Annotated in this window: 24 protein-coding genes; 3 read left to right on the top strand and 21 right to left on the bottom strand. The window is 36.6% G+C overall.

Features of this window, described 5'->3' with window-relative positions:
• The 15 genes from ACY65O_RS04890 to ACY65O_RS04820 all read right to left on the bottom strand — a co-directional run.
• Positions 1-847 (bottom strand): contractile injection system tape measure protein (locus ACY65O_RS04890; protein WP_462219728.1); only part of this gene is annotated, 847 nt, incomplete at its 3' end.
• Between the two features lie 15 nt (positions 848-862).
• On the bottom strand, positions 863-3,331 hold the full coding sequence (locus ACY65O_RS04885) for a hypothetical protein (RefSeq protein WP_462219727.1): 2,469 nt from the start codon (positions 3,329-3,331) through the stop codon (positions 863-865).
• Between the two features lie 13 nt (positions 3,332-3,344).
• Positions 3,345-6,050 carry a hypothetical protein gene (locus tag ACY65O_RS04880; RefSeq protein ID WP_462219726.1) on the bottom strand — a complete coding sequence of 902 codons (2,706 nt, stop codon included), beginning with the start codon at positions 6,048-6,050 and terminating at the stop codon, positions 3,345-3,347.
• Positions 6,051-6,068: 18 nt separating this feature from the next.
• Positions 6,069-10,343 carry a hypothetical protein gene (locus ACY65O_RS04875; protein WP_462219725.1) on the bottom strand — a complete coding sequence of 1,425 codons (4,275 nt, stop codon included), beginning with the start codon at positions 10,341-10,343 and terminating at the stop codon, positions 6,069-6,071.
• Positions 10,344-10,348: 5 nt separating this feature from the next.
• A complete protein-coding gene (locus ACY65O_RS04870) occupies positions 10,349-10,765 on the bottom strand; it encodes a GPW/gp25 family protein (RefSeq protein WP_462219724.1) in 417 nt (138 codons plus the stop codon).
• Positions 10,766-10,840: 75 nt separating this feature from the next.
• Positions 10,841-11,140 carry a PAAR domain-containing protein gene (locus tag ACY65O_RS04865; RefSeq protein ID WP_462219723.1) on the bottom strand — a complete coding sequence of 100 codons (300 nt, stop codon included), beginning with the start codon at positions 11,138-11,140 and terminating at the stop codon, positions 10,841-10,843.
• 9 nt (positions 11,141-11,149) lie between these two features.
• On the bottom strand, positions 11,150-12,913 hold the full coding sequence (gene vgrG / locus ACY65O_RS04860) for a type VI secretion system tip protein VgrG (RefSeq protein ID WP_462219722.1): 1,764 nt from the start codon (positions 12,911-12,913) through the stop codon (positions 11,150-11,152).
• A 141-nt stretch (positions 12,914-13,054) separates the two neighbouring features.
• The gene (locus tag ACY65O_RS04855; protein ID WP_462219721.1) at positions 13,055-13,726 is read right to left on the bottom strand and encodes a CIS tube protein; all 672 of its coding nucleotides are present in this window, start codon (positions 13,724-13,726) and stop codon (positions 13,055-13,057) included.
• Positions 13,727-13,738: 12 nt separating this feature from the next.
• Positions 13,739-13,915 (bottom strand): DUF5908 family protein, encoded by a 177-nt coding sequence (locus ACY65O_RS04850; RefSeq protein ID WP_462219720.1) that lies wholly within the window; start codon positions 13,913-13,915, stop codon positions 13,739-13,741.
• A gap of 4 nt (positions 13,916-13,919) precedes the next feature.
• Positions 13,920-14,360 (bottom strand): phage tail protein, encoded by a 441-nt coding sequence (locus ACY65O_RS04845; RefSeq protein ID WP_462219719.1) that lies wholly within the window; start codon positions 14,358-14,360, stop codon positions 13,920-13,922.
• Positions 14,361-14,362: 2 nt separating this feature from the next.
• The gene (locus ACY65O_RS04840; protein ID WP_462219718.1) at positions 14,363-14,797 is read right to left on the bottom strand and encodes a phage tail protein; all 435 of its coding nucleotides are present in this window, start codon (positions 14,795-14,797) and stop codon (positions 14,363-14,365) included.
• Between the two features lie 111 nt (positions 14,798-14,908).
• Positions 14,909-16,321 carry a phage tail sheath family protein gene (locus ACY65O_RS04835; protein WP_462219717.1) on the bottom strand — a complete coding sequence of 471 codons (1,413 nt, stop codon included), beginning with the start codon at positions 16,319-16,321 and terminating at the stop codon, positions 14,909-14,911.
• A 39-nt stretch (positions 16,322-16,360) separates the two neighbouring features.
• Complete coding sequence (locus ACY65O_RS04830) at positions 16,361-17,230, bottom strand: hypothetical protein (RefSeq protein ID WP_462219716.1); 870 nt, start codon at positions 17,228-17,230, stop codon at positions 16,361-16,363.
• 16 nt (positions 17,231-17,246) lie between these two features.
• The gene (locus tag ACY65O_RS04825) at positions 17,247-17,561 is read right to left on the bottom strand and encodes a hypothetical protein (RefSeq protein ID WP_462219715.1); all 315 of its coding nucleotides are present in this window, start codon (positions 17,559-17,561) and stop codon (positions 17,247-17,249) included.
• A gap of 5 nt (positions 17,562-17,566) precedes the next feature.
• Entirely contained in the window at positions 17,567-18,160 is a 594-nt protein-coding gene (locus ACY65O_RS04820; protein ID WP_462219714.1) for a Pvc16 family protein, read from the bottom strand.
• 382 nt (positions 18,161-18,542) lie between these two features.
• Between ACY65O_RS04820 and ACY65O_RS04815 the strand changes: the two genes are divergently transcribed.
• A complete protein-coding gene (locus tag ACY65O_RS04815) occupies positions 18,543-19,226 on the top strand; it encodes a nitroreductase family protein (RefSeq protein WP_462219713.1) in 684 nt (227 codons plus the stop codon).
• On the opposite strand, the gene rsmI is transcribed toward ACY65O_RS04815, so the two are convergent.
• The 6 genes from rsmI to ACY65O_RS04785 form a co-directional block, all read right to left on the bottom strand.
• The gene (gene rsmI, locus ACY65O_RS04810; RefSeq protein WP_462219712.1) at positions 19,223-19,888 is read right to left on the bottom strand and encodes a 16S rRNA (cytidine(1402)-2'-O)-methyltransferase; all 666 of its coding nucleotides are present in this window, start codon (positions 19,886-19,888) and stop codon (positions 19,223-19,225) included. The two genes, ACY65O_RS04815 and rsmI, sit on opposite strands and share 4 nt — an antisense overlap.
• 81 nt (positions 19,889-19,969) lie before the next feature.
• Complete coding sequence (gene purS, locus ACY65O_RS04805; protein WP_462219711.1) at positions 19,970-20,215, bottom strand: phosphoribosylformylglycinamidine synthase subunit PurS; 246 nt, start codon at positions 20,213-20,215, stop codon at positions 19,970-19,972.
• A gap of 2 nt (positions 20,216-20,217) precedes the next feature.
• Entirely contained in the window at positions 20,218-20,976 is a 759-nt protein-coding gene (locus tag ACY65O_RS04800; RefSeq protein WP_462219710.1) for a CDP-alcohol phosphatidyltransferase family protein, read from the bottom strand.
• Between the two features lie 53 nt (positions 20,977-21,029).
• Complete coding sequence (locus tag ACY65O_RS04795) at positions 21,030-21,359, bottom strand: four helix bundle protein (RefSeq protein WP_462219709.1); 330 nt, start codon at positions 21,357-21,359, stop codon at positions 21,030-21,032.
• Between the two features lie 107 nt (positions 21,360-21,466).
• A complete protein-coding gene (locus ACY65O_RS04790) occupies positions 21,467-22,294 on the bottom strand; it encodes a M24 family metallopeptidase (RefSeq protein ID WP_462219708.1) in 828 nt (275 codons plus the stop codon).
• Positions 22,295-22,465: 171 nt separating this feature from the next.
• A complete protein-coding gene (locus ACY65O_RS04785) occupies positions 22,466-22,756 on the bottom strand; it encodes an aminopeptidase P N-terminal domain-containing protein (protein WP_462219707.1) in 291 nt (96 codons plus the stop codon).
• 389 nt (positions 22,757-23,145) lie between these two features.
• Here ACY65O_RS04785 and pckA point away from each other — a divergent pair, with 389 nt between their 5' ends.
• Both pckA and ACY65O_RS04775 read left to right on the top strand, forming a co-directional pair.
• Positions 23,146-24,753 carry a phosphoenolpyruvate carboxykinase (ATP) gene (gene pckA / locus ACY65O_RS04780; protein WP_462219706.1) on the top strand — a complete coding sequence of 536 codons (1,608 nt, stop codon included), beginning with the start codon at positions 23,146-23,148 and terminating at the stop codon, positions 24,751-24,753.
• 394 nt (positions 24,754-25,147) lie between these two features.
• Positions 25,148-25,393, top strand: a complete 246-nt coding sequence (locus ACY65O_RS04775) for a hypothetical protein (protein WP_462219705.1) — start codon at positions 25,148-25,150, stop codon at positions 25,391-25,393.
• Positions 25,394-25,697 lie beyond the last annotated feature (304 nt).

The following is a 25,697-nucleotide window of genomic DNA, read 5'->3' as shown; positions in this document are numbered from 1 at the left end:
TGTTTATCTCCACCACTAAAATATTTTCGTTTACCTTTTTTACGATTGCTATAATTTTTTCCTGTAAAGAAATTAATGTTTTTTCTTCCGTGCCTGGATAATCTTTACTAAGGTTTTCAATCAGTTGCTGTATTTTGTTTTCTTCGTTTTTAAGGGGAAAGTTTAGTAAGACTGGTAATACCACCTGTAATATTTTTTTTCTTACTGCAATCATTTGGCTAAAGGGAATTATTTTTTTAATTGCAAGAAATAAGTTTTCGAGATCTGTTTTTACTATTGGAATATTGTCCGGAAGTACAGCTAAAATAAAAAAATCATCAAACTGAATTATCAGTCTTTCTATTGCTGCAGGTTGAAGTGCAGCAGTTTCAGTTAATTTTTCAATAAAGTATATTTGGTTATTTTTAATTGCACCAATTAATTCCGCTTGCCAGTTTGCAAAATTAATTCCCTGTAAAGCCCAGGGCATTTTTCCTGTTGAAAGAAAATAAAAAAACTGCTCAATACAGTTAGTTTCTTTATCAATTATTTCAATTTCAGGCAACGCACTACCAATTTTTTTGGAGACATTGATGTTTTTTATTTTTTCAGTAAACCCTGCTATACATTTTGCAATAAATTCTTTTTCCAAATCACTATTACTGATATTGCCCAGATCAATTTCAATTTTATTAATCCTTATTATTTCATCCTTATCGAACTGAGTTGATAATATTTTATCGAGCCTGCCAATTAAATCTTCTTTAACCAATTTATTGCAGCGCTGGTGCAAAGCATAGCTTTCTTCAATACTTTGTACTTGCAACTCTAAAGAAAATTTTTTTATGGTGTGCTGAATGCTTATCATTTACATTGTTGCATTTTATTTTTTTATTAATTTTTTTGCTTCTGTAAACCAGTCTTCTTTAATGGTGTGTGGCAACCTGCCCATTTCTTTTGCCAGTTCAGGAATGTCAGCAGCATTTAAAATGGCAAGCTGTTTATAAGTTGCAATACCCATTTTATTTAGTTCTGCTTCAATGCTTTCACCTATGCCTTTTATTTTTTTTAAATCATCTTTGCCTGCAGCCTTACCAATTTTATCTATCAATGATTGTTTACCTTCTTTCTCAACCATTTTAATTGCTGCTTCAATCCAAGATTTATCAATTGCTTTTACATCTATTTTCATCATTGCAGCCATAACCGGGATATCTTTTTCGATTAACTTACTTATTTGTGAATACGACTTTATGCCAATACCATTTAAAGCCGTTTCCATTTTTTCATCTATGCCCCGTATATTTTTTAAATCATCAGTTTTTGTATCTGCCGCTGTAACCCTCTCCAGTATTTTTTTCCACTCTTCTTCTATTTTTTTTCTATCGTCAGCTGGCGGTGGCGGAGGTGGTGGTGGAGGTGGTGGTGGTGGAAGTTTTGTTTGCTTAGGTTCTCTTACAACCATAAAAGGCAATTGAAAATCTGCCACTACAACGCCGGGGTTTTGTTTACTTTCCCCATCATGCAGTAAAAGAAATGTATAACCTTTTTGCACGCCGCATACATGTTCTATTCCGTAAGCTGCAAATTCATCATCTCCGGCAGGCTGTGTAAATAAATTATTTAACTCTTCAAATGTTATGGAGACAATATCAAAGCTCAGCGCATATCTTTTTCTTAAATTTTTAATTGCAGTTTCAGCGTCTGGCATTTTCATTCCGGTGTGGCCTTCTATCCTGTAAAAAGGATACTGCTGCAACGAAAACACAAACGGATGTATTACCGCATCTAAATTAGTGTAGCCGGGTATTTCTTTATTGAAAAAAGAAAGCTGGTGATCTTCCCTGTTGTGTTTAGTTGATAAATAATGCCAATAGTTTTGTATAGCGTAAGGACTATTGGAAAGATTGTAATAAAAAGGAATAGTTTGCCTGCCCAGCAACTCATTAAACATGCGGCCCGGTGTAATGCGTACGGGCAATTTTGGATCTTGACCTAATTTTTTTTCTCCTTCAATCTGTAATACATCATAATAATTTTCGTCACTAAAATCATCCAGCTCCCAATCGGGTACAAAAAAACATTTCATCATAATTACCATGCGCCAGTGTAAAAAACGTATTTGCTGCAGGCGGTTGGCATTACCGTTATACACCGGTGGCTGTAAATATTCCTGGCGAAAAATGGAAGGCTGAAAGCTAACTTCTTCTTTTATCCTGCCCAGCATTAAATGGCGTGGAAAACATTCTGTTCCTGTACAGCAATCGTTTACAAGTTCGTACAATTCATCCAGTAATTCATTATAAGTATCAATTAAATCTTTTACAAAATCATAAAAGTATTGTATGCTTTCCACCGGCTTACGGTTCTTTTTATATACAGCCCATTTTTTATTGATGAATGTAAAATAATTATTGAAAATTTTTATATTGTGCATTTGCAGCCCCGTTTCTGTTGCTGTATCCTTATTAAAGGGGTTACAGGGTGATTTTATTTCGGCCTCATTGTTTTTATCCTTACAATGGCAGGCATCAATCATACAACCAAAATGGTTATGGAGCTTGTCTATTTCATCATCTAAATTTTTAAGCGCCTCATCAATTATCAATTCATATTCACTAAAGTATTTTTCATTTCTTTTTTCGGGTGTTATATCTGTAAAATTAAAATTTGGTGAAAGATTTTCTGCTGCACTGTCGCCAACATTTAAATCCCCAATATCCACACTGCCATAACCAAAGCGGCGTATTGTGATGGCTTTGAGCAAATATTTTTTATAGACTGTATTGTACAAATCTTCATCGCCGGGTAAAGCGTTTTTTGATTCTTTATTAAATATTGAAATATCTTCTTCTTCTTTTGGCTGGGTTTTTATGCAATGTGTATCCGCTATGCAGCCGCATTTTAATATTGACCACATCTCCATTTCATCAATCAATAAAATGCGTACGGTCATTTTTGCTTCGTCTTCCAGGTACAGCATTACTACCTTACCTTCTAAAAAAGGTTTTTCTACGGAATCAATATTTTGAGGAACGATAGAAGTTGCGCCGTCTTCCCGGTGTTCCAGTAATTCGAAGACGGTGCATTTTTTATAAGCGGCGCCGGGCTTGCAATTGATGAGGGTATTAAAATAATTATTAGGGTCGGTATATTCTTTATAATATTTTACGGTTTTATCTGCAATACAAATTACATGGCCCTGTGAGGTAACGCCGATACCTTTTGTAATACTGATAAAACATTGTGAATCCCTGAAAATTTCCAGGCCGCAAACAATGCCCATACCCAGTAATTTAACACGGGTAACCTGGCTGGAGGAAAGATTGGTAATATCGCCGCATGTTGTCATTTTAAAATTATTTTTAATTGTAGTTATAGTTTTTAGTATCAGCAGGTGCTGTATTATTTAAACACGGGTCTCCCATTTCACGGATGCTGAATTTGCATTGTTTCATAATTTGCACCAAACTGTTTACATGTTGTGTCAGCTCTCTTTCGTTAGGTTTTTCCAAAGCATTTTCGTACAGCCATTGCAGGTAAGCTGTTTCAAACTGGTACATTTCTTTCGGACTCATCCAGCAAAAACGCACGAGTATATGTGCAGGCGTTTCCCTGCGAACCAATTGCTCAAACTGGTATTGTGCGTTTATATTATTTTTAAACTGCGGTAACCAGTTGGGTACTGCTACTGTTATCCAGAATGAATAACCATCTTCAATTAATAAATCAGTCGGAGTTTGTTTAACTTTTCTTGCCAGCATATCCTGCACTATAACTGGATCGAACAGTGGCGTAAAATCATCATCTTTGGGACGCAATAAAATATGTTCTACAATATGAAAACCTTCAATGCTACAGCAATCAGGAAAAGCTGACAATTCAATTTTTTCTTTTAATGCAGTTGCGTCAGCAGGTTGCATCAATTCGCTCTGCAATGAAATATTATCTTCCCTGTCTTTTACCTGCACCCGTACATGGCCATTAACGGGAGGATTCGAGTTGCCAATATTCCCCCGGAGAATTTGTTCTTTTAAATCCCTGGCATCTTTTTCTGCATTTGCTTTTTGTTTATAATCTTTTACTCCATCAAGCAGCATGTTTCCTGACTCATCATCTAAACGCAGGCGGTAAGCCTGAACTTTACCTGAAGTAATAACACGGTAAGCTTTTATTTCAAACTCCGGCGGACAGGTTAATGTTTTGCGTCTATAATCTTCAAAACCTAAATACATACAAACCCTTTTCTTTAACCCGGCAACATTGCAGGTATCCCACACATCGGGCTTGCCACAATCGAGTGCCTTATAATTAAATGCTTTTCCTCTTTCGCTGCCCAGCTCGGGAATATGTTTTAAAAAAGCAGCTTTATCTTTTAATGTTTTATCAGCAATTTGAATACCTTCTTCAGTTGCAGTGCATGCACATTGTTCTTCGTAAACTTTTATTGCGTAAGAAGAAAAAGATTCGCCAAAACGTGCCAGCAAATGATCTAAAAAAATATTTTTACGGTGCTTACGTTTTGTTTCTGATTCGATAATTTCTTTTAAGCGTTTTACATAATCATTATTGCCGTCTGCAATAAATGTTTGCCAGTCATCGGCAGTACCTCCTTCAGGAAATGCTTTTATTAAATCTTTTACTCCTGGAATGGTATATAAGGTTTGATAAAAATAAGAATGCTCTTCGGGCTGGCTTATGGAAAGTAAATCTTTAACTCTTGACAATTGCATAAGATAATTAGCCAGTAACTCATCAAACAACATTAAGTATCCTTTTAGTTGTTTTACCTGCGCCTTTCTTTCTGTACTGTCGTTTTCTATTACCTGCCCTTCGGCAATTTTATAAGTAAAAGGAAATTCGTTTTGTATGGTAAAATATTCCTGCAGGTTACGTTCTGTACCGGCCTCTAACAACGGTTTGTCTTTTGATTTTTTTACAGGCTGGTATAATTTTTTATTCAGCTCAATACGCTCTCTCAGTTTTCTGTCATCAGCAAAAACACAATCAAATCCTTTTTGAAAAGAAATAGCAGAACATGCCAAAACCAATTTGGGTTTATGATAAGGGGCAATTTTTAAACACCATTTTTTATCCGGGCCTTCTTCAATTACCTTATAGCCGTCGCATTTTTTAATCACTAATTTTTTAATGCCGGCCACACCACATACATCCATAATTACCTGCCACAAATCCGATACATAAATTTCTTTACGTAGCTGTGCTTTGTCCAGTTCTGCATCATCAATAAAACCATTACATAAAACCGGGCCTTCAAAAATCTCTTCACACAATTTTTTCTTTACTTCATACATTTCCTTAAAACTGTAAAACGGAATAGTAGGTGTAAGAAATTCCTGAATGTAATAATAAATATCACCAGCCACTTTATTTACATCTGCATCGGGGCATAATTCCACCTGTGCCTCAATACCAAATTCAGTTTCTTCAATTACATTGATGGTTACAAAATCTTCGCAAAGGTTACGGTGGCGCCATAATTGCTGCCAGGCGCATTGTGTTATATCATTTACTGTGTCTAAATCTTTGGGGTCAACATCATCTTCTAAATCAATGTACACATCGTATAATCCATTTAATTTAATTTCTTTTAATTTATCAGTATCTGCATCGCCGGTGGGGTTTTTAAACCTTGTAAGCCAATCCTGGCCCAATTTATTTTCTGCAACTAATGGCATTTCCTGGTGCGTTGTTTTTACCAGCCAGGCATTTTTTATTCCATCTAAATCAATTAATATTTTTCTAAAATCATTTACTGTAACAGGGTTGCAGGTTAAAATTTCCAGTGCATCAAAATATTGTTTTTCGCCAGCATGATTACTGGCCGAAGCCAAAATATCTTCAATAGAAAAATTAGTGCGGTAACCCAAATCTGTAATGGCATAACAAAGCACTTCCATTATGGTAATGCCGGGGTCGTGCAAATTATAATCTGTCCATAATTTGCTGCCCATTTTTTCAAAATGTTTTATACCAATGTCACGTAGCACTGCAAAATCCATACTGGCAAATGGCGGAGGCGTTTTAGATATGGTGATGTTCTCTGTCATTGTTTGTTGTTTTAGCAATTATTTTTTTTCATCTGCAAATTCTTTCACCGGTGTTACACTGCACGCAGGGCATGGATCATTCTCATTATAAGGAACAAACTCAATGGTATGTTCATACTCCTGCCCTGCATCAATTAAATTGTATGATGTAAGAATAGAACGTGATGTTGTGGGAATTATCCAATCGGCATCATAATCGGGTTGCGCTGTTCCATCTTTATAATGTACTACTTCAAAACCCAAAACCACATCTACATATTTTCTTTCTTCAATAAAATTTAAAATGGCAGATTTATGATAGGTGGAACCAAAGTTTATTTCCTTATTGGTATCAAATGCCCAGGGAGAAAGAAATTTTTTTAAATCTTCGTTCAATACATATTTGTAATAGGCCACATCAAGCCCTTCGTAAAAACGAACACAGGTTTTTACTTTTAGCGGCTCGTACAATGGGTTTAGTACCTGCAAATAATCCAGCCTGGTTGTATATGCAGATGCAACAAAAAGATTAGTACGTTTTTTAAGAAATACTTTTATTTCGTCCAGCATGCCGATGGGCACCCTTGGTTCTAATTTGTTAATCGCATTTTTATTGGTGAGGTCCGGAATTACAGAAACTGTTACAAAGCCCGGTGAAATTTCTCTTAACTTAACAATGTTGGGTTGCAATAAATTTTCGGCAATACCTGTATGATTAAGGCATTTTACTTTATGCAATTGCGGAAATGCCTGCAGTACCAAACGTTCGTAATCCCAGATACAAATAGCCCTGTTTTTATGGCGCAGCCTTTCGCTTATTCTTGTATAAAACTGGTAATCGTTTTCGGGCAGGCGGCCATCAAAAGAATAATAAGGCTGTTCTAATTTTTTTATTGCCGCACGGCTGTCGATAAATTTTGAAATTATTTTTGCCGGTAATGGTGCAGCTAAATGCGATAGTGAATTATTATTATTTTCAAATTCAGCAATACCAGCCTGTGCAATAATTGCAACTAAATCGGGCAGTGCGGCAATGCGTTGCAGGCCAAGCATAGCATCGCTGTCGGTTGTTATCAATAAATCTTCATGCGCCACAGCCCTTAGCCAGAGTAATTTTGAATTGAGGATAGTTGTTGCTTCGCTTGTTATTGCTTTGGGTAAACTAAATTCTATAATGCCGGATTTTAATAAACTTTTCCGGCTGCTTTCGTCTGCCCTTGTATGGTCCTGAATTTCGAAAGGTTTAAAAGCCACCCATTCGTTATTTACCAAATAACTCCATTCCATATCCGGTGGTGCAAAACGGTTATCGCCTGTACCATCTAAAACCTGGAAGAGTATATTTACTTTCTCTTCTTTTTCAGCATCTTTTAAACCAATATATAAATTGCCTTGTGTAAATAATGTAGCAGCAGCATTGTTAAACTGTGGTAACAAAAACACTTCGGCAACTTTATCAATTTCCATTTTATTATAACCAAACGGAGTGATATGATAAAATTGTTCGATAGTAGCATTGTAATTGTTTGCACCAAACAATGTTCGTTCTGTAGAAACATAAAACAATGAGGTGTTTTTTGCCTTTGGTGTGTAAGGTTCTTTAATAAGTTTTGTTGCATCGGTTATTGGTTCTTTCACACCGATCACCGCTTTCATTAATGCCCTTGGATATTCATCATGCAAAAAATCAGTTGGCGTTAAAGCCATCCGCATAAAACCCCTGCGTACATTAACATTATAATCTGCAAAATCATTTATATAAGGATCCCTTGCAAAAGAACGGAGTTCGAAACTGTTTTGCAATTGTGAAAGATCTTTTGCATTTAAATCAGCACCGGCACCAATGGTTATTACCGGTGTACCATTGCCATTATCTTCTTTTTTTATTTCGCCTAAAGCAATAATTGTTTTACCCCTGAAATTGGTGTTGAATAAATTTTGATTGCCATTAGGAAAAATATCCTGGTATTCACCACCACTTAATATTTCTGCTTTGGTTGTAAAAGACTGGTTGGAGATACCTGTTGTAATATAGTTGGCATAGTGAGTGGGAAAATCTACAGGTTTTGCAGCCCACTCCATTTGCACGCCAACAAAATCTAATTTTTTTTGAAACACTTCTTTACTGCCAACATAAAAATAAGAACCGTTGTAAGGCCTTGCAGTAAAGGGTTGTATTTCTTTTGAATTATCCAATATAGCAGTATCGTTCTGCACAACAATATCTTTCATGCCATAAGCCGCCACTTTTATATCTGCGCCTTTTATTTGTAAATTTTTTATGGTATTATACTGGCAGCTAACGGCACCATTAGCATCAATATTATTTTTAACCAGTGTTTTTATTATGGGCCAAGTAGAATTTATATCAGGATTTTTTTCATCAGTTTGCAAAGTTGTAAAAGGTAAAGCTGTTGTGTTTGCAACAAAGAAAAAATCCAGTTCCTTCCTGATTATATCGGCCCTGTTAACATACACCTGTTTTATTGCCAGTATATCATTACGTATTTGTAAAATTTCTTTTTGCAATGCAGCCAGGTATTCCGCATCTGTTGCTGCAGTGGTAACTGTGCCTGCTTTTTTTGTTTTTTTTGCAGCTGCTGAAATGGTGATTGCCCCGTCTGTTAAAAACGAAACCACCATGCCAGCATCTGCTTTTTCAACAAATTCCATCAGTGCATTTATATCAAAATTATCATCGGACTTTTTTGCGGCTTTAATTGCAGCAGCTGTTTCGGGTGCTGCTGTTTTTAATGCTGCAGTTTCAGGATACAATTTTTCATACAGCTCTTTCAACGCATCCAATTGCTTATGTATAAAACTGCTTACTTTATTTTTATTTTTTTGATACAGATCGTTTAAAAGCGGATAGCGCAATAAAATCCTTTCCAGCACTTCATATACATTTTCAATTTCAATCCATTCTTTACCCGAGCTGTAATACACTCGAAAAGAATTTGCCTGCCGTATCAAATCTTCATACTCTGCAATAGTCTTGCCGGGCATTGTATCTTTTAGTTTATAACTTATCATACCGGCACGTAATCCTTCTTTTAAAAAAAACATAGGCGATGCCAATGCAAAACCAATTTCATCTTTTGGGCTTTCACTGCTGCCTAACGATTTAAAGTGTGCCTGTTCGTCTTTATTAAATGCTTCTGCAATACCATCTTTACTGTCTGCTTTTACTGCAGCATGCACCACACCGGTTGTTTCATTTATATAAACTGTTTTTATTTCTTCCACTTTTGCCTTATTCACTATCACTTCTTCCATTAAAGCATATACCATTTGTTTACTGGTATCATCTTTACCACCGTTTAGTAAAGTACCTTCTTCTATTAAATGGGTATGAAAATTTTTTGCCAGTTCAAATATTACATGCACTTTATCGGGCACTTCTTTCAGTTTATGCAGGCATAAAACTTTTTCGTAGTAGTATAAAAGATGAGAACGTGTTAACGTATTTAAGTGATCGATGGCATATTGAAAAAGATATAAAAAAGTAAGGAACAAAGTAACATGCGGCTGATGGGTATCATTATTTGCAATGCAGTCTTCAAAATAAATTTTTGCCCTTTGCTTTATTTTAACCAGCTCAATAAAAAATATATAAAATAAATTTTTTAATGCCGCAAGGTCAAATGAATTGTCAGGGTAAATACAATCGTACCCTTCCTGGTCCAGTTGCCAGGCTTTGGTACAAATACAAAAATTGTTATTTGGGGTTGCGATAAAAGGGCTGTAGTCATTCAGGGGGGCAAGGCTTCCTTTATCGTATCCAATTAATTTGATAAGTGCATCCTGTTGCTTATTATCAATAATGGCAAGATGCAAATTATTTTTAATTATCGTGATGATCTCTTCTTTTAATAAATGCCCATCGGGTAATCTTTTACAGGCCATTTGTATGCGGCGTGCAATGCTGTAAATGAGGTTAATAATTTCATCATAATAACCTGGCAGTGGATCTACTTCGCATGCATCTTCAGGTTCGCAATCTTTTTTTGTAAAATAATTATTTACCTGTTCTTCTAAATTTTTAAACGCAGTTTCAATACTATCCGTATCAATAGTGGCTAAAAGTGCCAGCAAAATGCAGGGATCATTTTCATAAAAACAACTCCAGTCGCCCTCAGGTTTATTTTCGGTGTTAAAATAATTAATCAGTTTGCTGTACTCCGTTGCAAACGAAAGTATGTCTTCAGTTTTCCTGTCATCAATCTTTGCATTTTGCGGCAGCAGCGCTTTAAGTAAACGTTCTTTCTGGCTGGTGCCATCTCTCTGTAACGGGTTTTTTATTATTGCACACATAGTTTTTATTTTGGCTGTTGTTCAGCTTCTTTTAAATAAAACGGGTACACTAAATTGTACCTTGAGTTAGTGGTACGAATTACATACTCCATTTCTATCAGTAATAAACCTTCCAGCACCTGGTCGGTTTTTATATCTATTTTTTTAAGGTCGATCCTTGGCTCGTGGTAGAGAATTGCTTTTTCGATCAGGTCTTTTACAAAAGTGATGAGTGATGTATTGATAGGCTCAAACAACAGCACATCTAAATTGCAGCCATACTCGGGCTGCATAATTCTTTCGCCATGCCGGGTAGATAAAAGGATTTTTAAACTCTGCTCAATATCTTCTTCGTCGGATACCATTTGTACCCTGCAGGGATTTTTATAAAATGCTGGAGGGAAAGACCAGCCTACACCAAGAAAAGATTTTTTTGCTTCCATAAACTTTACTTTTTTAACGCAGAGAAAAAGAGATAAAGAGATTTCGCTGAGTTAATTTGAAATAAAATACGTTATCTACCCTCCAATCATCACGGTAAAACTTCCTACTGTTATTGAACCTCCGTGCGCTGTTGTATCTCCCATTCTTGCTGCAGGCATTCCTCCAATTAATACTGTTGCCGAACCTTTTACAATACTATCGGGCGGGCCCACACAGGTTAATAAATCACCCATTCTTGCTGCAGGCTTTCCTTCAATTAAAACAGTTATACAGCCCGGCGGATTTACTGGTCCACCAACATGCGGCACCGGCGGTGTTCCCGGTGTTGACATTGGGCATGTATGCATATCTCCTACTCTTGCTGCGCCTGGCATAAAATATTTTTAGTTAATCATTACTGTTCCGCCTTTTATTTCTGTTTGTCCGCTGCTTTGCATTGCTGCTTTTGTATTTCCTTTTGCCGAAAATTCACTGGTTGCCTCTGCTTCTATTTTTACCCCTTTAATGCTTACATTATTGGCTGCTTTTAAAATCAGGTCTTTTGTACTCTCCACAGTTATGCCATCACTGTTCATGGTTATCTTATTATTATTCTGATCCTGCAATACAATACTTCCTTCATCATCATTAATTATAATTATATTTTCTGCCGGTGTTTGCAGGGTAATAATTTTTTTATCATCATCAAAAGTCAATTTCAATTTGCTACGGGTTACAAAACCCTTAATATGGTTATCATCTTTTTCTGGAAACACATCAGTGGGTACAGGCAATGCGCTGCTGTTAAACATCCCCAGCACTACTGCATGCCTTGGATCATCATTTATAAATCCTACAATTACTTCATCATTTACTTCGGGCCTGAAAAAAGAACAGCGTTCGTTACCGGCATCTACACAAGCCACTCTTGCCCAAATACCATCTGCAGCTGCATCAATTACGGGTACACGTACCTGAATTCTGTGTTCTCCATCGGGGTCATTTTCTAACTGCGTAACAATACCAATTTGTAAACCCGATATTGCAGGGATTAAACCTGCTGCCGGTAAACCTGATACATCATCTTCCTGCGCAAACCATTTTGTTGTAAGGCCTACATTAATATCAGTGTACCAGTTACCATCGCTGATGCTGTGGCGTACGGTTGATACAAATGCAATTCCATTAAACCTGTCGCCTACTCCCTGCAACTCTACCAAACTGCCGGGCTTTACCTCTGCAAAGCCCAAAAATTTTACACGCCCTTTTATTTTTGACAACTTGCTTTTTAATAATTGTGTACTTGCCCATCCCCGCAATTCCTGGTCGTTTATACTACCGGAGTGAAATAATTTATAGGTATCCAAACCTAACACCCCCGATAAATTGCTGCTGCTGATATTGCCGCCTTCCTGCAGTACCGGTTCCACTGCATCCTGTTCGGATAATTCCTGGTTGGCATAATTCCATCCCGATGCTGATACACCAGCATACTGATAAGTGGAATCCATCATCGCTTCCAGTTCTAAAATATTTCCACCATACTGCAACAGTGCAACAGGCTGTTGTGTAAAATCTGGTTTTTTAATTTTTACAGTTCCATCATCAGGCATTACTAATTTGCCGCTCACTTCTGCACGGCAAACAATAAAATCCCAGTCGGTTGAATAATACTGTACCACTTCCTTGTGCGTTGCATCAGTTGCATCTGCAGTAACATCGCTTTGTATGGTGTAAGTGTTCAAAATTTCTTCTATCACATCTGTATCCCTGCTGTCAAAAAAATATTTATTTTTTCTACCCGCTGTTGTTTTTACCACCACATCTTTACATTCTATTTCTAATAAAGAATGCCTGTCCCTTAAAATTTTTATTCCGTGTTTTACAATAATGCCTTTAAAAATGGTGCTCTCATCAGTATGATAACCGGCTTGTATTTCAATTTCGTTTCCCGGTTTAAAAGTATCCCGGTTACTTACTGCAAAATCTTCTGTTGCCACATCGCCATCCTGTATAATTAATTTTGCCCAGGGAATTTTATTTACTTCTTTATTAACTGCAACAGACACCACGCCAATTTCGTTACCCACCGGCGCCCCGTTTACCAAAATGGAAAACGTTACGAGGTCGGTATTTTGTTGATTGGGTAAAAGGCGGAGGTTGGGCATATTTATTTTCTTGAATAATTTTTTCGCAATCGTTTTTATTTATTAATCCGTCTTCAATAATATTTCAATAAGTTCAGTATGGCAAAGGCTTACAGTTTTTAAATAATCACCTATACTTTTACAAATATTACTTCATCAACTTTATTTACTTTTTTCGATGGGAGGGAAAACAATTTTATCCCCCACTTTTAATTTTCTAAAATTATTAAGGTTGTTTACCCTGGCCAGCTCCATATAATATTTTGAATCTTTATAAATATTATAACTCATTAGATCCAGTCTGTCGGTGGCCGTAATTGTTCTTACATGTGTTACGTCTGGTGAGCTGAGAAAATTTTGCAACTGCTCCAGTGCCGGTGTCGTGTATTCTGTAAAGCTTGCTTTTAATGTTGCCCTTAGCGGTGTTCCGTCCGGACGAAATAAAGTATAATCAATAGTTAATGATGTAAGCACACAACGGGCCAAAAATGTTCCCCATTGAATTATAAGGTAAGTTGGCCGGTGTGTATCACCAATAAATCCGCAGGTGGCCCTGAATAAAATTACATCGGCAAGCACTTCTCTTTTTTCTCCGGATGCACCGGTACCATCAACCAAAAAATCAAAATTAAAAGTCCGGGGTTGCTCCCGGTTAAAGCGTTGTTCGCTGCCGGTAGCGCCATGCCTTCTGTCGTTGTTAAACAAACTTTGTTTGGTAGTACTGTATTTTTCAGGATTAAACATACCAACGTAAATACTGAATGGTACACCCAGCGAAGATTCGGTAGCTTCTTTAAAACCGATGATCTTTATTTTATCTAAAAAACCACTCATAACATTATTTTTTTAGCGTTCTTCCCTGCGGCGTAAAACTTCCAGCATCTGCTCTGCAGCTTCTTCAATTAACTGCTGCCTTTGAAAATTATCATCTTCATTTGCATTACCTGTTATTGCAGCTGCTGCTGTTGTGCCCTGCTCCTGCACATTGGCACGTACTACTATTTCTAAAATTTCTACAGGCATAATTTTAAGCCACTTTAAAATATTGATAACTCAGTTCCATTGTTTCCACCACTATTTTACTTTCCTGTGCGTTAAAATCACTCACCGACCATTTTTTAGGCCATGCGTTAACGATATTGTAGGTTTGTAAAGGCGTATTTTTTTCGTTGAGCAGTGTTACCACAACTGTAATTGGTTTTATGTCTAAGTTTTCAATAGCATCTTTACACCATTTTACTATGGCAGAGTTTACTATCAATCCTCGTTTTAAAACCAGGTCGCTGTACTTTGCCCTTGTGGGCAGCGTTTGAGAAAAACGGTTTTCACCGCCCTGCCTTACTTCTTCGGTAAGTAACTCGGCATTAAAACCATTTACTTCCTGAAACATGGCATCGGCACTGCCCACTCCGCCAAGCTGAAACTCAACACGGAAAAAAAATCCTACCGGTGGATAAATACTTGCCATGATTAATCGCCGTTTTGCATTACCAAACCTTCGTGTGCCAGTTCAATACTTTCAATAGCCACACCATTGTCATCGCTTTTTAAATCGGTGGATTGCACTTTTGATGGCCATGCATTTTTTATTTTCCATACTACTACCGGCTCATGATTTTCGTTGAGCAGGCTGATAGTTACATCACGCCTTTCGATAGTGTTTAGTGCAACAGTATTCCACCATTTAAAGTAATCGTTGTCGCCCTGAAAAATGCCACGTTTCATAGTAATGTTGCCAAACTTTTGCATGCCGGGCATTTTTATTTTATGAAATTCCGGGCTGCTGCCGTCACGGTATTCCACCACATCTGTTTCTACAGATAAACCACTTACTTCTGAAAACCCAATTTTTGCGCCACCCCACTCCACACGGAAGTGAAATTTTGGTAAGGGATAGTTTGCCATAATATTATTTGTTTAGTTTGATTGAAAATGTTTTGAATGCAGGCGACTGACCACTGACAACAGACAACCACGCTATACTGTGGCCTGTAGCCTGTTGTCTATCGTCCTACTCTATGATTCCTGCATTTTGTGAGAAAATTTCAGCACAATAAATTCTGCCGGACGAACTACTGCCATTCCTATTTCCACATTCATATATCCTTCCAGTATATCCTGCGCCGTCATGGTTATATTAAGTCCCACTTTTACATAGAAAGCATGCTCAGGTTTTGCCCCTGCCAATGCACCCTGCCTCCATAAAACGGTTAAATAATTTTCTATCATGGCCCTTACCTTAACCCAGGTGTTGGCATCGTTGGGTTCAAATACAAATTGGTAAGTTGCTTTTTTTACAGATTCTTCCACCATATTAAAAAAGCGGCGGACAGAAACATAGCGCCATTCATTATCGTTACCCGCCAAAGTTCTTGCACCCCAAACCAATGTTCCTTTACCGGTAAAAGCACGAATTACATTGATAGATTTACCTGCAGTAACATCTACATTTAATCCATCCTGATCGGCATCAGTAACTTTTACATCGGGGCCAACTACATTGGAAACAGGAATGTTTGCCGGGGCCTTCCATACACCACGGTCACGGTCAACTGAAGCATAGATACCAGCAACGCTTGAAGCAGGGGGTTGAGTAATAAAAAAGCTGTTAAGTTTTGCTTTTACCTGGTTAGCCAAACTGTTGTCAATAGCTTTTATGCCATCGAGTGATGCGCCGCCAAGTGCTGTTACAATATTGCTGCGGTTGTCGGTTATTTTTATATCTGCTTCTTTATAAGCATACGGAAAAGTTGTTTTGATATATGGATAATAACAGCCGCCATATTTCAATTCATCCAAAGTACCTGCTACATTATTTCTGAATGTTGCAGCATTTTCTGCAATGGTATCTGTTTTATCCACTTTTACATCAATGATGGTAAAGCGGTCTTTTAATTCTTTGCATTGTTTTAATGCATCCGAAATTATAGCACCGTGGTTGGCATCATCCAAACCCAGTATGGCTTCAGGAAAAATAATTAATGTTGGTTCGTCTTCTTTTTTTAAAGCATCAAGCCCATCCTTTAATTTTGCTTTATCAATTGTACCTGCAGCCGCAGCGGTAGTACCCACCGAAATAATATAGCATGGGCCCCCACCATTTGCAAAAAACATTTGCAAAGCATAATACATGATATGGTTACTGGGCGTTTTGCCTGCTGCAAAATTTACATCAATTACAGTTTTAACCGTGGCATCGCCGGTTAGGGTTACTTCGATATCTTTTTCAAATTCCGGCAACCCAAAATACTGCACATACTCCACCAGCGAAGTAATACGTGTGGGCAGCATGTTTAATTCATCGTTATCTTTTTTTGCTTTTTCGGTGTAGCCAATAAATGCAGGAATTGCAGTTTCCACCTGTGCTACCGATGGAGGAAAGAGTGCTATCTCTTCTATATACACACCGGGTGTTTTGTAAGTTGCCATAATTATAATTTTTGTTAGTTAAAAATTTTGTTTATTTTTTTACGTATCAATTTTTACATACATATTGGATGCAAAAAAACCTGTTGCACCATCCTGCTCAAAAACTAATTTTTCTATTTCAGGATTTTTTAAATTTTTTATCTGTTTACCTCCTGCGGTTTTTGTTGCAGTTAATGTTGCCAAGGGTGTTTCGGTTAATGCAATGGCAGTTTGCGATTTAACCAGCACATCGCTGGCCGGTAAAAAACTTTGCGGCGTTGGCGAAGCATCGGTTACACCAATGGCCCCATTTTGAGAAATATATTTCCAGATAACAGAACGGTTTTTAAACCAGATGGTAAAAACGGGTTCGGGTATTTTAATATGATTACCTGATGTTAGTAATTGAAAATCTGCAGGCACTTTTTCAAAATGATGTATGTCAACAATGCCAAAAACATTTTGTTTTACTGCATTGGTATCCACATACACCCATGTATCATCTTCGCTGTTAACAACAATCTTATATTTTCCGAAAGGTTTTTTAGAAAGATCAACCGCTACAGTTTCCTGGTTTTGGCTAAATGTTTTTTCTACTGTTTCTAAAAGATTATCATACTGCAGGTTTACATCTGTTTTATTTAAAGCAAATATTTTTATGGTGATATTACCCGCCGGAGTTTTTAATTTGTAATTGTAAGTGTCGCCTGCAATTATCACTTCATCCCCATCGCTTGCGTAAGGATTGTTAGCGCCTGCTTTTTGCCAGTAACCGGTATTGGTAATATCTTTTGATGCTGCTGTACCATCACTTATGCGTATGGCTTCGTAAAAATTATTATCGGGGGATTTTACTATATTGCCAGGTGCATAAATTTTGCTTATGGTATGCGGCAAAATGGTATTTGATAAACTTAATGTAGTGCCCACTTTATTTTTAGAAAGATTACTGAAATAAAATCTTTTCTTTTCTGATTGTTTTAATGCTACTGCGGTAAAGTTGGAGAAATGGGGATTTTTTAAAATCCAAAAAAGGGGTTAATTTAAAATCGGGAGGTGGTGTATCATTTATCTCTTTACTGGCATTAATGACGGTAAGCAATTTATTATTGTAATTTTTGTGCAGCACCTGCATATTCTTCATCATCAAACTGCAATCTTCTGAAGGCACTATATCAAAATCGGTACACTTATTATCATGCTTATTGTAATAATCATGCAATACCTGCATTGTAAATAAAGATTGAAATTGTACGCTCATAATTTTTAATTTTCTGCCACGCTTACATTTTTAATTAATTCGCCAACACCAGACTGTAAATTTTCATCAATAACCACCAGCCGCATTTTATACAACACCGATGGCAAATACTTACCTCCCAGCACTGCCCATAAATGATTCAGTTGCTCAAAGCCCAGCGTATGCAATTCCATTAATAATTTTTCAATGCCAGGGTCAAGTGCTGGGGAATTACTTGCCGTAAAAACATTACGGTGCTGAAAAAAGCGAATTACATAGGAGATATAGAGCAAAGCTTCTTCGTAATGATTAGTGCTTTCAGAATCATTCTCGCCATGGTTGTAGGCAAAAAGACAATAGAGATTTAAATGAATAGGTGCGTTTTTATACACCACTTTATTATCATCGGTTTTATAAAAGTTATCGGGGTTTTTACTTATCCTGTCTTCTTCAATATTTACTAAAGAAAGAATTATTTTATTAGTACTCCCCCCACTGCTGCTCTCCTGCAGTTTAGCAATATTGTCTAATACAATTTTGCTGCTGCCAGAAAAAGACAGTTTAGTTAAGAGATAATTATTGATCTCTTCTGTTATAAATTTTAATGCTTTATCAATCATAAATTCATTTACTTCTTTTTTAGCAATACATTAGCTGTATCAACTTTTTTATTTTTTTAAAGTTGAATGCTGACAATACAAGTAACCGTTCATTTCTATAATGAACAATACAACTTAAATGTTCTCATGCGGTGATTGCTGCGGCTTAGAAGAAAGGTATAAGGTATTTACAGGAAGTGGACTTGGGAATTACAATACAAGATTAAAACATGTAAACTAATTTGTCAATACCCTAAACTGGTAATTTTTTTATTTAACATTGTGGTAAAAGAAAAAAAGAAAACATTTCCACTTCTAAATGCAAATTAATACCGGGTGAATTTGGCTGAAATTATTGCTGCCACTGAATTACAGCAAATTTGTATCTTGTAAAAAAGTATTTATGGCAGATAAAAAAAACATTAATGGTTTCCCTTTTGTTTCTTTCGAAAGGGAATGTTACGATAGCGAAATGATGAAAATACGGTGCAAAGATTTTTATAACCGGATGGATGAAAGAAGAACTTGCCGTGATTTTAGTAACAAACCGATACCTAAAGAAGTAATTGAAAATATTATTCTTACTGCATCCACAGCCCCAAGCGGTGCACATAAACAACCATGGACTTTTTGTGTGGTGAGCAATCCCGAAATAAAAAAACAAATACGCATTGAAGCAGAAAAAGAAGAATACGAAAGTTATAACGGCAGGATGCCAGAAGAATGGAAAAAAGATTTGCTACCCTTACAAACCGACTGGAAAAAAGAGTTTTTAGAAATTGTACCTTACCTGATTATTGTTTTTAAAAAGAGTTATGATTTTGATGCAGCGGGAAATAAAACCAATACCTATTATGCTAATGAAAGCTGTGGTATTGCCTGTGGCTTTTTGTTAGCCGCCATACATAATGCAGGTCTGGTGGCACTTACGCATACACCCAGCCCCATGAATTTTTTAAGTACCATTTTAAAACGGCCTGTAAATGAAAAAGCGTTTTTGGTGATCCCGGTTGGTTATGCTGCAGAAGAATGTTGGGTGCCGGATATTAAAAGAAAAAATTTAAACGAAGTAATTGAATGGTATTAAGGCTTGCCTTCCACCACAATTACGATTTCTCCTTTTACGGGTTTATCATTAAAGTGATCATGCACTTCCTGTAAAGTGCCTCTTTTATTTTCTTCAAATTTTTTGGTAAGCTCACGGCTAACGCAACACTGCCTTTCGGCCCCAAAGTATTGAATGAATTCGTTTAGTGTTTTTACTAACCGCATGGGGCTTTCGTAAAAAACCATTGTTCTTTCCTCTTCAGCTAATTTTTTTATCATGGTTTGCCGGCCTTTTTTTAAAGGCAAAAAACCTTCAAAGCAAAAACTGTTAATGGGTAAACCGCTATTAACTAATGCCGGCACAAATGCTGTAGCACCAGGCAAACATTCAACCCTGATATTATTTTTTACACAAGCCCGTACTAATAAAAAAGCAGGGTCGCTTATACCCGGTGTACCTGCATCCGTTAGTAATGCAATTATTTTACCTGCAGCCAGTTGATCGGTTAAGTGTGCAACAATTTTATGTTCGTTGTGCTGATGGTAAGGAGAAATGGGTTTTTGTATTTGATAATGATTGAGTAAAACAGAAGATGTCCTGGTATCTTCTGCTAAAATTAGATCAACAGATTTTAAAACCTCTACTGCACGGAAAGTGAAATCAGCAAGATTGCCTATTGGAGTTGGAATGATGTACAGCATAGCTGAATGTGTGATGTATGATGAATGATGTATGACTTATGGTGCCTGGTCAGCAAATCATAAATCTTACATCAGAAATTTTTAAATGACTGCTAACTCGTAGTACTCCATTACCGGGTTTGCCAGCAATTTTTTTGCAGCTTCTTCAGCGGCGGTCAAGGCTTCTTCTTTGCTGCCGGCTTCAATTTGCAAATCAATATGTTTACCAATTCTTACATCGGTTACATTTTTAATTCCTAAATTTTGTAAACCACCCATTACTGCTTTTCCCTGCGGATCTAATAAATCTTTAAGCGGCATAACTTTTACCTGTACTGTATAAATCATAATTATTTTTGTTTGTACACCAAAGATAAAATAATGTAGGCAATGAACACCACTGGTACTGCAATCCACTGCAGTACCAGTGCTGCAACCAAAGCAATCACCACTAAAATTATTTTGGATAAATTATTTTTTAATGTAAAATCTTTAAACTTTAATGCCATTATGGGCAGGTTGCTTACCATTAACCAGGATAAAAAAATAATTATTGCGTACAATACCCACTTATTCAACAATACATTTACCACAATGTCCGTTGGCGAATGCCAGTATATTAAAGGAAAAGATGCAATCAATATTCCCACTGCCGGTGTTGGCACGCCTTTAAACCCATACGATTGTGAAGCATCAATATTAAATTTTGCCAAACGGTAAGCCGCAGCACATGCAATTAATAATGCAGGCAACAACCAAATGATTGAAGCATTCAATCCATCTTCCTGCTGTGCCACACTCAATCTTAAAAATTGATACAGTATTAAAGATGGTGCCGCACCAAAACTTACCACATCTGCCAATGAATCTAATTGCTTACCCATTTCGGAGCTGGCATTAAATAAACGGGCAACAAAGCCATCTAAAAAATCAACCACCCCTGCAAGGCCAATAAATAAAGATGCCATCCATATTTTTTCAGGCATATCAATAAACTGAGCGCCTTCGGCATTGTATTGTATAGTAATGCCGTTTTGCAGTATTGCAATAATTGCAAGGCAGCCAAAAACTAAATTTAATAAAGTAAAGAGGTTGGGAATTTGTTTCATTGTTAAAAGACCACCGACGACAGACAACAGACGACTGTGATTATGTTTATTTTTTAATAGAATTTTTGAAAGCTTTGAATTTTGATTACTAATATTTCTAAAGACGAATAAAATTTATCAAAGTTTTGCTGACTAATATATTTTCTTTTTATAGCAAGATAAAGACAATTGACAACTTCTAAAGCAGAGCGTTGTGCATATCCTAAAAACCTTGCTTGTTCAGTATCCGATTGACCAGTTGAACCCTCGGCAATATTCAGTGAAATTGAATCCACTGCTCTTTTCATTTGAGATGTAAGAGAAAATATTTCTTCCTTTGGAAAATTTCTTGTTAAAGTATGTACATCATCTGCCATATCAATAGCCATTTTCAATACTGTCAACTTTTCAAATTTAAATACCATATAACCTAAAATAAAAATTCAACGATGATTTATTATCAATCCTTATTGTCTGTCATAGTCGTCAATTGTCTGTTGTTAGACTACTCTCACTTTTTCATCAACGCTTCAATATCTTCGGCAAGTATGGGAATATTTTTCATTAAATCTTTATTGCCCGATTTTGTAATCCAAAAATTATTTTCAATTCTTACACCCATTTGTTCTTCTTCAATATAAATACCCGGCTCAATGGTAAATACCATTCCCGCTTTTATGGGTTCGGTTCTTGTACCTAAATCATGCACATCAATACCTAAATGATGACTGATACCATGGTACAAATATTTTCTGTATGCCCTGTTTTCGACGTCTTCATTCTTTACTTCGCTTTTACGCAGCAACCCAATTTTTAAAAATACCTGTGTAGCTTCTTCGCCTACTTTATCGGTGTATTCAATTATACTTATACCGGGTTTTAAAATACTTGCAGCGTAATTATGTAAATGCAGGCAGGCATTGTAAACTGTTTTCTGTCTTCTTCCAAATTTTCCATTAACAGGAATTGTTCTTGTTAAATCGGCACAATAATTTCCATACTCTGCACCAAAATCCATCAATATTAATTCACCATCTTTACATTCCCTGTTGTTTTCTACATAATGCAAAACCCTTGCATTGTTGCCGCTGGCTATGATAGAACCATAAGCAGGACCAGCACTTCTTTGCTTCATAAACTGGTGATAAATTTCTGCTTCTATCTCATACTCCATTACACCCGGTTTTATAAACTGCAGCAAATGCCTGAAAGTAGTATCAGTAATATCAATGGCCTTCTGCAATACTTCTATTTCCAATACAGATTTTATTCCTCTTAATTCTTTTAAAATTTTTGCACTGCGTTTATAATTATGTAATGGATAACGCTGCTTCATCATTTCGGCATAGCGGTAATCTCTTACACTTACTGTATTTGCTTTACGGTCGTTTTCATTAGTGTTTAAATAAATGGTATCTGCCCAATGTATCCAGGGTTGTAAAACACCATCGAGTGTATCTAACCAAATAATTGTTGTAATGCCCGAAATTGCAGTGGCTTCATTTACCCTTTAACGATGGCCATCCCATTTTTCTTTTAATTCGTTGGGCCTTACTAAAACTAACACTTCCCGGTATTTTGCATCGGGGTTATCAGGATATAATATTAACATCGAATCTTCCTGCTCAATACCGGTAAGCCAAAGCAAGTCGCTGTTTTGTTTAAATTTATAAATAGCATCGCCGTTTGAAGGCAACTCATCATTGCTGTTAAAAATAGCAATGGCATTTTTTTCCATTTTACTTACAAACTTTTTACGGTTCTCCACAAAAATTTGGGAATTAAGAGGAAGATATTTCATGCTTTATTAGTTTATAGTGCAATATACATTTTTGAGGGATGTTCCGCAGATTTCGCTGATTCCGCAGCCTAAATAATCTGAGCATCGCTAAAATTATCACAATTCCATTAATTTTCTATTGAAAAAAATAATTACAATCAGTTAAAAAATAATTGAAATGTATTATTTGCGGCATATGCGAAATCTACGGGTAAATTAAAAAATATTCAATGCATTCAACTATTTCCTCACAATATTTGAACTTATTTAATAAAACAGGTAATAATTGAAATTACGCAAACGATTGCGTATAATAATTTTAATCCCTTCATTACAGCTTAAAGCCTCTAAAACTCACTTAGTATAACTTTGTGCCTCGATTGTAAAAGCTAAACCAAAAAAACCTTTTCATGTCAGTACCAACGATGATTGCCCTGCCTAAAAACGCATTAGTAAATTTAGGGCTGCAACTTTGCGGCGATATACATTATCAATTAACACCCGAAGAATTAACTGAGCAAACCCTGCAACGTGGCCAAGGTGTTTTAAACGATACCGGCGCATTAGTAATTAACACCGGAAAATTTACCGGCCGCAGCCCAAAAGATAAGTTTACTGTAAAAGATGCCATTACCGAAAACACGGTACACTGGAACGATTTTAATATTGCCATTGAAGAAAAATATTTTTTTCAGCTAAAAGATAAAATGCTGCAATATTTAAGCGACAAAGAAATTTGGGTACGTGACTGTTATGCCTGCGCCGATGAAAATTATAAACTCAGTTTAAGGGTTATTAATGAACAGCCATCAGCAAATTTATTTTGTTACAACATGTTTATTCGTCCCGAAGAAAAAGATTTAGAAAATTTTGCTCCCAACTGGCACATAATACAAGCGCCGGGCTTTAAAGCAAATCCTGCAACAGATGGTACAAGAGCAGAAAATTTTGCTATACTAAGCTTTACACATAAAACAATTTTAATCGGCGGCACTGGCTACACTGGCGAAATGAAGAAAGGCATTTTTACCATGCTTAATTATGTACTACCGCAGCGTGCCGATGTACTAAGCATGCATTGCAGTGCCAATATGGGTGCGGCTGGTGATACCGCAGTATTTTTTGGATTAAGTGGTACCGGTAAAACTACCCTTAGCGCCGACCCTAACCGTTTTTTAATTGGCGATGACGAGCATGGATGGACGGATAAAAGTGTTTTTAATTTTGAAGGCGGCTGTTATGCAAAGTGTATTGATTTAAGTGAAGAAAAAGAACCGGAAATTTATAATGCAATTAAGCCGGGAGCCTTAGTAGAGAATATTACTTTTATTGATGGTACCAATAAAATTGATTTCAGCAGCAAAAAAATTACAGAAAATACAAGGGTTAGTTATCCATTATATTTTATCAGCAACGCTTTAGAACCTTCTATTGGCAAAACCCCCAAAAACATTTTCTTTTTAACCTGCGATGCTTATGGTGTACTGCCACCCATAAGTAAGTTAACACCGGGCCAAACCATGTACCAGTTTATAAGCGGCTACACGGCCAAGGTAGCTGGTACCGAAGCTGGCGTTACCGAACCAAAAAGTACTTTCAGTGCCTGCTTTGGTGCACCTTTTTTACCATTACACCCTGCAAAATATGCCGAGATGCTGGGTAAAAAAATGAAAGAACATAATGTAAAAGTATGGTTGGTAAATACCGGCTGGAACGGCGGGCCTTATGGCATTGGCAAACGCATGAAACTAAGCCATACCCGTGCCATGATTACCGCAGCATTAGAAGGCCAGTTAGATAATGTGGAGTACGACACCACACCCTGGTTTAAACTGCATATTCCTAAAACCTGCCCTAATGTGCCCAGCGAAATTTTAAATGCAAGAAACACCTGGCCTACACCCGAAGCTTTTGATAAAAAAGCACAGGAGCTTGCAAAAGAATTTGTACAAAATTTTGAAAAATATGCCAGCGGTGCCAGCGAAGAAATTTTAGCCGCTGCACCCAGAACTGTTTAATACCAAAACAAACTACGATTGCATGCCAGCGTCCCTCCGGATTAATTTTCGGGGGGATTTTTTTATTTAACATAACGTAAAAAAGCATGGACTCTGATGAAGTCACTATGGCGTTGCTATGGAGTCTCTATGGGGTTGGTATGGTGTCTTATACATTTTGTATCGTCCAGTCTTTTGTTTAGTTTAAAATGATTTTATATTATTTGAATTGGTTATATTGTGTAGCACTTTGTCCGATTATCCTTTCTGATAAAATCTTTCACTAAAAATTTTGTGGGGTTGGAGAAATAAAAAAGCGACTTACGCCGCTTTAAATGTTTACACAACGGAATAATCCTTATTGTGATTTGCTTTCAAGCTTAAAGATATAATAAAAAATATAAACTGTTGCTTTATGAAGAAAAATATTTTAGGATTGGATTTGGGAACTACTTCAATAGGTTTTGCACACATTATTGAAAATGAGAAAGATGCTTCACAATCTTCTATTGAAAAAATTGGAGTTCGTTTAAATCCACTAACGACAGACGAACAAACAAATTTTGAAAAAGGCAAACCTGTTTCGGTTAATGCAGACAGAACTTTAAAACGTGGTGCAAGGCGAACATTAGACAGATATCAGACCGTAGAAAAAATCTGATTGATGCCTTATGGAAAGCCAAAATAATTTCCCCAGACACAATACTTGCAGAAAATGGCAAGAACACTACACACTCTACCTATGCCACTAGATCTATAGCAACTGTTAGTGAAATAACGTTAAAGCTAAATAATTTCAGGAGCAGAATTTATCCACTGATAATTACTTTGGATGGCAAAGAAATTTTTAATGGCAATACAAAAATATCATTGGGATACCATACTATTCAATGCAGCCCTCAAACAGGGAAAAAACTGCGTATCCAGTTAACTGATGCATCGCAAAGCAAAGCTGCAGATGCAGC

It is taken from the genome of Ferruginibacter sp. (assembly GCF_031430955.1).
In the GTDB taxonomy this organism is placed as follows: domain Bacteria; phylum Bacteroidota; class Bacteroidia; order Chitinophagales; family Chitinophagaceae; genus Ferruginibacter.
Note: the sequence above shows the minus strand (reverse complement) of the source record. Positions and strands in the feature narration are given on the sequence as shown.